Annotated in this window: 7 protein-coding genes; 2 read left to right on the forward strand and 5 right to left on the reverse strand. The window is 38.6% G+C overall.

The genetic code is table 11. The annotated features are described in order from the left end of the window. Positions 1-25: 25 nt before the first annotated feature. Both ABMA72_RS01400 and ABMA72_RS01405 read right to left on the reverse strand, forming a co-directional pair. Complete coding sequence (locus ABMA72_RS01400; RefSeq protein ID WP_393055599.1) at positions 26-1,630, reverse strand: hypothetical protein; 1,605 nt, start codon at positions 1,628-1,630, stop codon at positions 26-28. Between the two features lie 76 nt (positions 1,631-1,706). Further along, the gene (locus ABMA72_RS01405) at positions 1,707-3,908 is read right to left on the reverse strand and encodes a penicillin acylase family protein (RefSeq protein WP_393055602.1); all 2,202 of its coding nucleotides are present in this window, start codon (positions 3,906-3,908) and stop codon (positions 1,707-1,709) included. Positions 3,909-3,991: 83 nt separating this feature from the next. Between ABMA72_RS01405 and ABMA72_RS01410 the strand changes: the two genes are divergently transcribed. Both ABMA72_RS01410 and ABMA72_RS01415 read left to right on the forward strand, forming a co-directional pair. Next, entirely contained in the window at positions 3,992-5,347 is a 1,356-nt protein-coding gene (locus tag ABMA72_RS01410; RefSeq protein ID WP_392860652.1) for a KamA family radical SAM protein, read from the forward strand. Positions 5,348-5,531: 184 nt separating this feature from the next. Then, positions 5,532-9,788, forward strand: coding sequence for a hypothetical protein (locus ABMA72_RS01415; RefSeq protein ID WP_393055605.1), 4,257 nt, complete (start codon positions 5,532-5,534; stop codon positions 9,786-9,788). Between the two features lie 157 nt (positions 9,789-9,945). Here ABMA72_RS01415 and ABMA72_RS01420 read toward each other — a convergent pair whose 3' ends face one another. From ABMA72_RS01420 to ABMA72_RS01430, 3 genes are all read right to left on the reverse strand, one after another. Beyond that, entirely contained in the window at positions 9,946-11,298 is a 1,353-nt protein-coding gene (locus ABMA72_RS01420) for a TldD/PmbA family protein (RefSeq protein WP_392860655.1), read from the reverse strand. After that, on the reverse strand, positions 11,298-12,683 hold the full coding sequence (locus ABMA72_RS01425) for a TldD/PmbA family protein (RefSeq protein WP_392861020.1): 1,386 nt from the start codon (positions 12,681-12,683) through the stop codon (positions 11,298-11,300). The genes ABMA72_RS01420 and ABMA72_RS01425 overlap by 1 nt, the downstream gene beginning before the upstream one ends. Before the next feature lie 82 nt (positions 12,684-12,765). Beyond that, complete coding sequence (locus ABMA72_RS01430; RefSeq protein WP_392860657.1) at positions 12,766-14,118, reverse strand: cyclic nucleotide-binding domain-containing protein; 1,353 nt, start codon at positions 14,116-14,118, stop codon at positions 12,766-12,768. Positions 14,119-14,220 lie beyond the last annotated feature (102 nt).

Consider the following 14,220-nt stretch of genomic DNA (forward strand, 5'->3'; position numbering starts at 1 on the left):
CCGCTAATTTAGCGGCCTTCTTTTTTTATAATGTATCTTTTAATTCTTGAATTGATCCTCTTTTGGCCGTGCCAAATTCTGGCCTTTTATTTTTTTCATTTAACTCTTTCTTATTAAGTCCTTTCATATAAACCACAAGACTTAATTGTTTCTCACGTTGCGGATCTTCTTCTTGGTTGATAAAGGTTTGGACAAGATCAAATCCATACATTGCAGGTTTTCCCATAACAAGATTAACATCCCAGTCGATTCCGTTCTTATCTTCATTTGGATTCGTTTCATATGAGTATTGGATTAGCTCTGTACACACAAATCGTGAGTATGAGTTACCATTAAATGAGTAATCATACTTTTTACCAATACTTTTAAAAGTACGCTCTAGGGCAAGTGCCTTGTCTTTCTTTGAGAGGTTAGGGCGTAGAATAACAAGATTATCCCATGCCATTGATGGGCCAAGCTCCATAAAGACAACACCTGGCTTTAGCCCTTCAAGTGTTACGTAAGGTCTACCCTCTTTTTCACTCTTTTCGTATTCATCCATTGACTCAGGATATTTTTCTTTTAGATATGACATATAGTCATGACACTTCATCAGTTCGACAGCGCAACGTTTTGCAAAGACTTCGTTTGTTTCAACGTCATCTTTGAAGTAATTATTAAACTTTGAATACTTGCCAATAAACATAAGGCCATGGGTCCAATTACCTTTGAAGACAAGATTAGATAACTTTCCATAACGTTGGATCGCACCAATATCTCCAGGCTCAAACTCTCTTTCAGATACCTTCTTGAGTTCATCTACTTTGATAGCATGCTTAATTGGAAGGGCAACATAGCTAAAACTTTTTAGTATAAATTCTTTGATATTATAGAGAATATTGTAGCGGCCAGCATTCCAACTTGTTTCTTTTAATAAGCTTTTGAAAGACGTTAGCTCTTGGCGTGATTCATCAATATCATCTTTAATATCTTCCACAAGTGCCTTTAGGGCCTTATCACTTCCTGCAAGCTTAGTAATTTCACTGTCAAGATTATAAAAATCTGTAATTGTCGGGGCCTTAATAAAGCGCAGGTTATAGCGATTATACGGAGGGTCCATATGATCACGGCCACCTTGATTATGAGAACGATTTGAATCGTTTAATTGGCGCTTTGTTTCTTTAAAGTCTTTTTCAAAGTGTTTTGAATAATAATCAATGTCTTCAAAGTCATCAGAGAAGACAGAAATAAAATTCTCCCCAGACATCATCATATAATTCATGAGAGATAGCATTGCTTTATATTTGGCCGTACGAATTCGTATTAACTCTAGGGCCTTGGCATTATTCTTCTTTCTTATATGATAAGTTATCTTCTCCAGTGCCTCATCATGTGAGTGAAGAAGGTAATCAAGTTTTTCGAACTCATTTATTAGCTCTACTCTTTCGTGATAACGAACAATATAGCGTGGAGTAAATGTTGTTTGATAAGATATGTCTTTAGTTGCGAAAACAAAATTCATAAGGGCATCTTGTAATTGTTTATCAAATGAGGCTGCAGACCTTTGAAAGTCTGAGCTTTGATACTCCTTGGCCATGATAGATAAAGGCAAAGACGTGGCAATTAGAATTGATACAAATAGAGTTTTCATCCTCTCTTTATAGCAAATTTATTGGGACAGGAGGGCCTGGCCTGTAAAGCTTACAGGCCTAGTATCAATAGGTTAGTCACTTACCATTAGTGATGACATTGTGGCGATAACGGTTATTAATCCAGTTACTTACATCACTTTTGTAGTTCTTTGAAAACCTGCGGTCACTAAGTCCTCCAGGTAATACGGTATAGACATCTGGAGATGAGTGATTTGTCACCATCTTCCACGAAGGGACAAATGATGTTGTTCTTCCGTGGGCCTCGTAGACTGCTCCTTGAGTGATTGTCGAGCGATTGCCTGGGATTTCGACATTATCAATATCAAAACCTAGAAATAGTGGGAGTTTACCATCAAAAAGAATATGCTTCATTTTATAACGATTCTTATCTCCCCAGCGCATATTCTTTGGGGCATCTGCAAGGCACTTATTTAGGGCAGCTTCAATATACTGTTCTTTTTCCTTGCTATCTTTAAACCAGATATGGTCAATATCACTCGTTAGAAAGATTCGATCAAATAGACCGTAGAAGTCAGCAATGATTGAGGTTTCATCCATACAATATGTCGTCACTTGCTCACCGAGTAAGTGATCACTAAAGAAGTCCTTTAGTAAGGTACGATAGAAATTTTCAAAGATTGTGGCATCACAATTATCGACATCATAATTTCTCTTCCACGCTAGAAGTCGTTTTCCAATTTCATTCTTTTCAAAAACACTATGAAAGACATTTATATAGAGATCAGCTTGTCTTGAGAAGGTATCTGATTGCATCGTTTTAAACATCTCAACACTGTGGTCTTTGTTACCAATTAAAAGCTCCTCAATCCTATCCTTACGATATGATGCCATTGGTGCATTGATTGCTGTTGGGAACTGCTCATTTTGAATACGGTTATTGGCCGTTGCAATAATTTTGATATCAGGATTTTTGAAATGATAGAGTTGGTGACCTTCGTAATAGCCTTGCCAAATATTTTGTTTAAAGAAACCTTCAACAGGGTATAGGCCTGAGTGGGCCCTCTTTGGTAGAACCCCTGATTGGTGGTAGGCGATATTTCCACTTGAGTCCGACAGGAGCCAATTACAGCTGATGGCAACGTTTGAAACACAACCGAAAAGATCATCGACATTCTTAGCATACAGAAGGTCCATGATGGCCTTTAGAGTCTTTGCACCACCTCTTTTTCGACATGACCATGCCATCGATAGGTAGTGGCCATCGACGATATTTTTATTTTCACTATCGACTTCAAGAAAACCTGCATGAGTTTCTCGAATATAGAGTTCGACATCTTCTTTCTTCTTTCTTTTGATGAGGTCTCGTCTTACTTTGAAATCAAAGAGATTCGATTCAAAGCGATACTTATTATCACGGACTTCTTCAATAAAGTGGTCCACCATATCCATGAAACCATAGGTGAATGAGAAAGCTGTGTCATCACTTCTACCCATAACAAAGCCCGGAACACCTGGCATCGAGATACCAAAGAAATTTCCAACATTTTTGATATTGGCCTTCATTTCATACCAAATGGCCGGTAGGCGATTACACTCTAAGTGTGGATCGCAGGCGTGAATGGCCTCTCCCTTCATATTTGACACCCAATTATTTGAGGCCTGAATCTTTGGGATATTTTTTAAAAATTTATAGCTTTCAGGAATTAGAGGATTATAAACTTTGACCTTGCTGATAAGATTAATTTCACTATCTGTTATCGTATCAAGTGCACCCTTTGCAAGTGATTTAATACGCTCTACTTGAGTGTCTTGATCAACTTTGTCATTTAGTTTTTGAGCATTCTGTAGCAACTGAATAATTAGCTTTTCTAGGTCCTGCTGCCCTTGAGCGAGTCCTAGAAAGCTCATGGCCTTAATTGTTAGAATCGTATCACTGATACGCCACTCGCTAGGCCTGTGACCTAGAATCTTAAATTCAAATGGGTGGCCTTCACCGATGGCCTTATTAATTCCATCTACGTAGTGTGTTAATAACGTATTTGTCTCTTCATCGATATTTTGAATTTCTTCTTTTGCAAAGTGGTTAATTCCCAGCTCACGCATATATTTATCAATGGCGAAAGTCTCTTCACTGTCCTTTATGCACTCACACAGGCGTCCTTGAGCGATAAGACGCAACATCTCCATTTGCATCAAACGGTCCTTGCCGTGGTAATATCCTTGTGCGAAGAGAAAAGATTTGACGTTCTCGCATGAAATATGTCGAGTGACATTATCTAAAACATCTGAGGTATAATCTAAATTAGGTTTTTCCATATCTTAATAATGACACGTTTAGCGTTTCCTAAAAAGGAATATTTTGGGATATAATATGTAAAATTACATTCAAGGATTATTTTATGACGACGACTGATCTATCAACTGATCACTCTCAAGATCACATGAAGATACCAGATCTTGAGCACAGAAATTTTAGAAATGATGACTTTTGGAAACAGATCCCAGCATGGGCAAATGTAACAAGAGGTGAGTTCTCAGATCACCTATGGCAACTGAAGAATTCCATTCGAAAAATTGACCAAGTTAAAAAAGTTCTTGGTGATAAAATCTCAAAAGAGTTCTTTGAAGACCTACAACAAGGTCAACATATTACTCCAATGAATATCAGAATCACTCCATATGTTTTTGCACTAATTAATTGGGATGATCCTGTTAACTGTCCACTACGTAAGCAATTCTTACCAATTGGCTCTCAGTTCTTAGAAGATCACCCTATGCATATGGCCGACTCTCTTAGTGAAGATGTTGATTCACCTGTGCCAATGCTTACTCACCGCTATCCTGATAAAGTTCTTTTTCTTCCACTAACAATTTGTCCAGTTTACTGTGCTTACTGTACACGCTCTCGTGTTATTGGTGGTTCAACTGAAACAGTTGAAAAAGAATCTTATGGTGCAAATCAAAAGCATTGGGATAATGTTTTTGCTTACCTTGCAGCTCACCCAAAAGTTGAAGATGTTGTTATCTCTGGTGGGGATGCATTCATGCTTAACCCTAAGCAGATTCAATATATTGGTGAAAACCTTTTAAAGATCCCTCATATTCGTCGTATCCGTTACGCGACAAAAGGGATTGCAATCTTTCCACAAAAGATTCTTACAGATGATGCGTGGATGGATGCCCTTATTAAAGTTAATAATCTTGCCAAAGGTTTTGGAAAGCAGATGATGATTCATACTCACTTTTCTTCACCACTTGAAATTACGAAATGGTCACAAATGGCCATGGATCGTCTTTTCAGTGAAGGAATTCTTGTTCGTAACCAAGCGGTACTACAAGAAGGTGTAAATAACCACGTCGATACAATGGTTCTTCTAACTCGTAAGCTTGGGTATATGAATATTCAACCTTACTATGTTTATATGCACGATATGGTTCCAGGCTGTGAACACTTTAGAACGACACTTGCTGAAGGAGAGGAGCTTGAAAAGGCCGTTCGTGGAACGACTGCAGGATTTAACACACCTACATTTGTATGTGACCTTCCTGGCGGTGGTGGTAAGCGCCACGTAGCTTCTTACGAATACTATGATCAAGAAAATGGAATCTCTGTTTGGCGAGCTCCATATGTGAAGCCAGATAAGTTATTCACTTACTTTGATCCTATTCATAAATTAGCACCTGATGCTCAGGAGCGCTGGAGAGATGCGGCAACTCGCAAGGCCATGATCGATGAAGCAATCGCTAAGGCCTAATAAATCACTAGTACGATAAGTATCTAATATTACACTTATGTGTGGCATTAAGTTGGCACACATAAGTGATTGATTTCTCATTTATTCAACCTAAAATTAAATATTTATATTCTGCTTGAGTAATTTACTCATTCTTCCGATAAAATATATATAAATTTAATCTTAAGAAAATTAAGAGGGAAATATGTTTCGTCTCATAATATTAATCACTTTTACCACTCTGTTCAATATGCACTCTTATGCTGCAAATGAAACTGATGCGTTCATTAAATCAGAGGCCAAGAATCTTGAAGCGGTTGTTGGGAAATCATCAAAAGTAGATGCCAAGGCCGTTGATGCCTATATCAAGAAAAATCTTGAGGCCTCAAGCGATGAGTATGTAAAAGTAATTATAAATAAACTCAATAAGACTTCAGTTAACTCTAGGCCACAAATGATGGCCCAACTCCTATATTCTGATAAGAAATATTTAAAAAGGGGACAGGCCTGTTACTCAGCAACAAACCAATGCCATAAAGGACTGATCTGTGGACTGCCACTATATTCAAAAGATAAGAATTATTATGAGAAATGCTTAGTTGCAAAAAAAGCTAATCAAGCATGTTCTCCAGAAACTGATATGTGTGAAGCTGGCTCTTGTAAGAAAATGAGACGCCTAACTAATATCAACACTTGTAGTATTGAAAAGGATTCTTGTTCAAAGGATAGCGAATGTTGTTCAAACTCTTGTGATAAAAGAAGAAAAATTTGTCGTGCAAATTATAAGTGTTCAAGCTGTTTTGGTATGGGACAGAGACCTGATAAAGGTGGAGAGTGTTGTGAGTCACTTTTTAAAAACTCTAATGGTGTTTGTGCCCCAATTCTTCCAACTTTTTCATCACTGCTTGAATTTATCATTCCAAGTGCACATGCTTTTACACGCGCAGGTGACTCATCTGAAATTCAGTCAAAGGTTTCAACTCTTAAGTCAAAGCTTGAGGCGCTCTTATCAAATAATCAAGTATCCTCAAGTAAAACGGCCACGTATATGTCAAGTCTAGATAGTCAGGTTAACTCTTGTCTTTCAAAGCCTGAAAGAGATCATGATCGTGACGCTTCAACTCGCTACCCACGAAAAGCATGTCTGGAAGAAGTTTATGCAGGTATCTCTACCGAGTATACTCACCAACAAGCTGTTGGTAGTAAAATGAATGAGGCCACAAAACTAATTGATAATTTTAAGAAAGAAACGCAGGCCAACCCAAAACACCCACAGCATTCAAGTGATGCTTTTGATAAATTTGCGGCCCCTTATCGAAATGCTATTACTTCATGTGCCAATAAAGGTTCTGCCTTAGGCACTGATCACAGCACTCGTATGAGATTAGTTAAGCAATGTGTGGATAATGCTAAAATTACAATTAATGATGGTGTTGTTGAGGCCAATTATATTTCAATGATGACAGGGAAAGAAACAACAGACCCTGACTATACTCTTTATAATGGACACCAAGACGCTTCTCCTTTATTTGAAGATGTTTATATCTCTGATATGAAGTCTTGTCGCGTAAACCTATTTGGTGACTTTCTATCGGCACAATCAAATGACTACTTCGAAGTTATGATGATGATGTATGCAATGGACTATACAACAGGTGGAAAGGATGAAGGTGACTTCTTTCACATCAAGTCGCAATATAATACATATAAAGCGGCAAGTGGTTCTTATACTGGAACAGATAATCAGCCTTATAATTGGAACGTCCAAACAAACTCAATGCGTGGCTTTAACTTCTCTCGCTTCGATCCTTCTATTGTTGGCCGTGGAAGACCGCTATGGGATGAATTTGATTACTCTGTAGGTGAGGAAGCACTAAAAGAAATTACTAATTATATAGAAGACCTTCCAAGAAACGAAAAGAAGATCTTTCTACACCTTTTCTACAACGGAAAGCTTACTCCTAAGGATCGCAATAGTATCGTAAATTACTATATGAAAGACGATGACAAATTCCTTGAGGGATTTGATGGACACGATCCTAAGTCAGGTGCTGGACGCTACAATATTCGTGACGTTGTACGCTTTGAGGCCATTAAGTATAAGCACTCACAATTTAAACTCTATTCAGTTCTAAAGAAGAGGTCTCTTGAGATGATGTGTCGTTGTGTTGATACAGTGGGGCCAATGAGTCCTGAAGATTGGCTACAACCGGACGTCGAGGCAAATTATATCGCAAATTGTAACGGCCTTGGTAAGTATGACACTTATGTTCTTAATAATGAAAAAGAAGTCTGTGATGAAACTGGCGGTAATTGTAAAAAAGTTTCAGATAAAGACTATATGAAGACAATTACAGATAAAGAAAAGCAAGGTGTTGAGGCCCTTGGTGGCGATTCTGCAATTGAGGAAAATTCTCTAGGAAATGCAGTTGTTAAAAATGATGGTTATTCATTAAAAGATCGTGAACAAGACTACTTTGTTCAAACTCTCGATCAAGTTACTGCCTGTATCGGAAGCGGAGAGTGTACAAAATCATCTCGTTACGGCGAGTTTGTTCAAGATGGAAAAGTTAAATTTACTGATGCAAGAAAAGAGACGGCAAAGGGCCATGGTATGGACTTTACGCTCTTTCTACGTGATATGGCACTTATGAAGATTAAGGCCATTGAAGATGCTACTCTACAAAATATCAGCGCTGGTACGGCCCTTTTTGAATATACTGTCCAGTGGCTTAAGGAATATAATTGGAATTATATTAAATACAATGGAAAGAGGTACACACTTGGTAAGAAGTGTCTGTATCCAGTTTGTTGGATTATGAAGTTAATGAAATTCTTTGGACTTCATAAGAATAGCCTTATTGGAAATCTCGTCAATATTACAACTGGAGGAATTCTCTTTGGTAGTGACTACGACGTCGACCTGGACCCTGAAAGAGGGCCAGAAAATATTTGTGGGCCAAGGACAAGCTCGACTTGGAAGATTGCTCGTGTACCTGTTGGGCGAAAATACAAAATTAAATGTATGAGCTTCCACTCCCAGAATAATGACGTCTGTAATAAGGAATTGGCGGCCGGTGTTTGTACGCGAAATACATATGCTAAGAAAGAGGGAAGTGTTGCTCTAAAGCTTCTTGATCCTTTCCTACCAGATATGTCGAGTCTATATTCAACGAATTACTCTTCTCGTACGAAGATTCCATTTAATGCTGGAAAACACGATATTCATAATTACTATGTATTCAATGATCGAATCACAAATTTTTACCGTGACCATGCTAGAGGATACTTCTTATCGACTCTTGTCTCAGAAGATAATGGTGACGAGAAGGAAACTGAAGATAGAAAAAGAATGGCCGACGAGTTTGCCCAATATGCTTATCGTTACCATTTCTATGCGCCAAAAGTGAGTCGTTTAGACTACTATATTACACCAGGGCTTATCCCTTATTTTGAAATGCTAATTGCTAAGCTTAATAATTTCATGGGGCAAACTCTAGCAAACTTATCTGGAACGGCCGCCTATGCGCTAAAAATGCATAATTTCTATCACACTGTAAATGATGGGATTAATACTTCCACAAATGTCGAGCGCAAGCAGACTCACCGTGGGATACCAGATGTTCAACTAAGTAATGGCTTTGGTCAGTTTACAAATTGGTTAAGTGGTTTCAGTACTGCTGGGGCCAATTTCCAAGATGCCTTAAATGGGAAGAAGACCCTTAATTCAACAGTGAGTGGAAAGTTAAAAACAGGGGGAATTTCAACGAACTCTGCTATTTCACGTCTAAGTAAAGGAATTAGAAAGCAGCTAGACCGTAATGCGAAAAGACGCACGGACACACAGCTTATGAAAGATACTCTTGCAAAACGTGGAAAGAGTGGCGAATTTGCTTCCCTTCAACGTATTGCCGATAACAGAAGCGCTGAGCATAGTGCAAACCTTTCATCACTTACGGACTCTTTCCTAAACTCAACTCTTGGAAGCTCGGCCGCTTCTCGTATTAGAAATCGTATGGCCAATGGTGGGCAAAATGGGGACGGAAGTCTTTCTGGTGAAGGCCACTCACAAGGTGAGATTAACCCTGATGCTCTTTCTGCAAGCTCTAAAAGAGGGCGCGGTGGAAATGGTATTGGTGATGGAGTTGGCGGTGATGGACTTAATGGTGGTGCCGGTGGCGATGGCCTAGGTGCTGATGGTGCAATCCCAGCGATATCTTTTGATAACCTAGAAGATACTGATGGACTATTTGATATGGATGATGGTGCCATGGTTATGCTTGGGGATCAGAAGATGACTGCAGGTCAACTTAAGAATTATATTTCAAATATTAAAGATAAGCGTGCAAGACAAAATCTCTTCCAGAAACAAGATAAGGAATGGGAACGTGATGGAGTGACTTTATTTGAGCTCATCTCTCAGCGCTATCAGCAAACAGCTTTTCCTAAAATGCTTAAGTAGGGTGCCATGCACTTTTGGTTTCGCACTTGCTAAATAATGTGGAAGCTTCGACATTATCACGCATTTAATAAATGGAATAAGAGTAAAAAAAAGAGGTGCAGCACTTTTGATTTAGCAGTTGCGAAACCAAAAGTGCATGGCACCTTATGATGGCACCTTATGAACCAGCAATCATTAGGTCTTTAAAGAGAATCTTTGGTGTAAAGAGTGAGTGATCACTTGAAGATTCAATTTTATCTCCAATTAACTCAATTTCACTTAGCATTTTAAAGAAGTTTCCACTTACTGTTACATCTTTAAAATAACCTTCAATTTCACCATTATTCCAAACACGTCCACTAACACCTAGTGAGAATTCACCACTAATTGGCCTAATCCCACTATGAAGTCCTTGAGCTGTTAGAATTTCCACATAACGACGAGAATTGAATTCGTCTTGCGTATTTGTACCGGCCTCAATAATGAAATTTGAAGTCGTTGCACCTAGTGCAGATTTTGCTCCACGAGTTGCGCAGAAATTATTTTCAAGCCCTAGCTCTTTTGCCGTGGCGCTGTTGTGTAGAAATTGTGCAAGCTTACCATTTTCTAAAAGAGTGTTAACCTGCTTTTTCTTACCTTCGCCGTCAAATGGACAAACACTATAGCCGCCAGCAAAGAAAGGATCATCCTTAAATGTTAGGCGAGAGTCTGCAACCATTTCTCCTAATTTATCACGCCACGGATTTGACTTATCAATGGCCGCACGTGCACTAAAGAGAAGCATAAAGCTTGATAGGATATTATCAAATAAATCGATTTCAAAATTTACATCGTAGTCACCAGTTTTAATCTGGGAAGCATCGATGAAATTATTGGCAACTTCTAATGAAGTATTAATAACCTTATCGTAATCAAGCTCTCTAAAATCTCTTTTAGTATCAGCGAAGTAGTGCATAGCATTTTTATCGCCTTTTTTAACAAGAGCAGATGTGTATGCAGTATATGCCTTTGACTGGTGCGTACAAAGAACGCCTCTTGAGTTACCAATGGCAAAATTTGAAACACCTTCAGCAATTCCATTATAAGGAGCACTTTGGCAGTTTTCGTCACGACGTCTAACTTCAGATTCAAGATAAAGTGATTTTTCAATCATTTCATTTGCATCTGGAGCATGTTCGATATTTGCCGCAGGGTTAGCATCATCAAGAGTGATACCTTCTTGAATCGTTTGGTACTCATCAACCTTAGAAAATTTTGAGTTTTGAGAAGCATTGTAAAGTGTCGTGCGAATCGCTTCATCACTTAAGTCTTCTGTGAAACTTAGGCCGACTCTCTGATCCTTAATGACACGTACACCTAGTGCACCAGTATTAGACTTCTTGTATTCACTTAATTCACCTTGTTCGGCCTTAAGTGAAAATGATTCAGAACCAGAAATGATAACATCAACATTATCAATTCCCATGTCCTTGGCCATATCAAGGGTACGGTTAATATAATCTTTTTGTAATTGTGTTTTTGTCTTACTCATTACTTACCTCCACCCACAAGAATTTCATCTACTTTTAGGGCAGGTTGTCCTACAGTTGTGTTAACGCCACCTGATACTGAACCACAGACACCGGCCGCAAAATCAAGATTATCTGAAACCATTGAAATTTGCTTAAGTGTTTCTGGGCCTGTTCCAATTAGAGTTGCACCTTTTACTGCATCACCAATCTTTCCATCTTTAATTTCATAGCCTTCGATAACTGAAAAGTTAAACTCACCAGTTCCTGGACTTACTGAACCACCACCCATTTGCGCACAGTAAATACCGTGGTCAATTGAAGCGATCATCTCTTCAAATTTATCTTTTCCGGCCTCAATATATGTATTTCTCATACGAGATGTCGGGGCGTACTTGTAAGATTCACGACGGGCAGAACCTGTTCTTTCATAACCAGTCTTCATTGAACCTAGTTTATCAACCATAAAGCTCGTTAGCTTTCCGTCTTTAATAAGTTGGGTTTTTTGCGACTTCATCCCTTCATCATCGATATTGATTGAACCCCAGTAGTTTTGGTTTGTTCCATCATCAACGGCACTAACAGCGCTTGAAGCAATCATTTGATCCATCTTGTCCCAGAAAACTGAAGCTTTCTTAGCAACAGAAGTTGTCTCAAGAAGGTGACCACAAGCTTCGTGGAAGATAACTCCACCAAAACCATTATCAATAACAACAGGCATTTTACCGGCCGGACAAGGCTTGGCCTTAAGCTTTGTTAAAACTTCTTTTGCAAGCTTTTCAGAGATATACTTAGGGTCTTGGCCTTGAATAAATTCCCAACCAAGCATCGCTCCTGGAGAATATCCTGCACTATCTTGAATCGTACCATCACTCGCAATACAGCTTGCTCTTAGACGAACATAATTTCTTTCATCAGTTACGTGTAGGCCCTCAGAGTTGAAAATCTCAATCTCTTGAAAACGTTGACTTGTGCCAATTGGAACTTGTGTGATCTTATCTGTTGTCCCACGAGTTAGGCGATCAATTTCTAGAAGTAGAGGGATTTTCTGATCGAGAGAGATATTATTCTTTAGCCCTGTTTGCACAAAGTGATTTTGTAGCGGCTTTTCATAATTAAAATTCGTTGCAGTTACAATCGGATCTCTTAGGTCTTTTGCACTCAAAGAAGAAACAATATCGAGTAATTCTTCTTTCTTTGTTGAGTTTGTATAACCATAGAGAACTTTTGTTCCATAAAAAAGACGGATACCAATTCCGAAGTTAATTCCGTTTTCAATATTTTCAACATTAGAACTTTTAATGCTGATTGATTCAAACGTTTGGCGATCGACAAAAATTTCTGCAAAGTCAGCGCCGCGAAGAAGTGCGTAGTCGATAACTTCCTTTGCAATTGTACTATCTAACATCATTGTGTTTCCTCCAAAATATTAGGATATGTTAACAAAGAATGAGGGTGATTAAAAGGCAACAAGCGTTCTAGGGCCGAGTTTATGCCGCTTCTGGCTCGTTTTTTTCCTGTTCCTTAAGCTTTTGCTGAACTCGTTTCACGCTTGGGCTGTGACGCTCTGAGCGATCTGTGGAGCGACGAGTTGTAAGACTTGTGATACTTACCAGAAGGTCATTATGTCGCGATGAGATCTCATCGAATTGCTCTTTATCAAGCTTATAAAGTTCACAATAACCAAGGGCGCGGACATTTGCGTTTCGCTTAGTATCGTGTAGAAGGGCATTTTCACCGAAGAATTGTCCTTCATGAAGGGTTGCTACAACATTTCCATCACTGAGGATAACTTCAACACTACCGTGACCAATAAGATACATTTCATGACCTGTTTCACCAATATTAATAATGGTTTGTCCTGGCCCGTAATATTTTTGCTCAAGGGCACCAGCTACTTCTTTTAGACAACTTGATGTAAGCGTCTTAAAGATTGGAAGGTTTCTGATGAGCTTAATATTCATATAAACTGTCAGCTCTCCCTGCAGGGCCTGAGGCAGTTCATTAATGATCTTATTATCATTTTCTGTAAGCCTCTTTGTCACGAGGTGATTATAGTAACTATAAACATTCTGCTGCAGACGCTCTGGAACATTATAGTGCTTCATAAAGCTTACGAGATCATGCATCTTCTCTCTATTTTGCTGCTTATAGCGCTCGCCATCTTGTACCATCTTGTTAACTGTACCAATAACGAAACCGTAAACACCAACCCCTAAGATCATGATGACCATCGTAAAGAGGCGGCCTTCATTTGTTGTCGGGGTAATATCACCATAACCAATTGTCGTAAGTGTAGTTACTGTCCAGTACATGGCCGTAATATAGTGAGTGGCACGATCTTGAATCAGTGATTGATCAATAGGTGTGATCATAATCCAGCAAAGACTAATCCAGTGAACGGCAACCATAAAGAGGGTCAGAACAGCTGTGAACTTAATCATCTTAGGCACAAAGGCAAGATTTGAAACCATTTCAAAGAGACGAGCAATTCTTACAAGACGAAATAATCTAAAGTATGTGAAGGCATGGAATCCTAGCGCATAACTTAGAATGTCGTACGGTACAGATGCAATGAGGTCGATACCAATTAAGGCATACCACTTATTCTTATGGGCCTTTGAAGTAAAGCTCATATTTTGTGCTCTCTTTTTTCGGATTCTTAGAAAGAGGTCACTAACAAAGAGTGAAGAGACAATAAAGTCGCAAATTAGTTGCCATCCTTGAATCTTCGTTTGAAAAATAAAAGAGAAAGGGGCCTCAATGGCCGTAAAGATAACTGCTGCAAAAATGATCGCATTCCATAAAATCTCTTTCTTTGTAATGTGCTTATTGTTGATCATTTTGCTCTTTTTAAATGAAAATCGTTAACAGTTTCTTATTAAATACTCGGTTATTTATTAAAATTCTTTAAACTTTCTTAAATCCTGAGAAGAATTGTTAAT

The sequence above is a fragment of the Halobacteriovorax sp. CON-3 genome (assembly GCF_043196995.1).
GTDB lineage: Bacteria > Bdellovibrionota > Bacteriovoracia > Bacteriovoracales > Bacteriovoracaceae > Halobacteriovorax_A.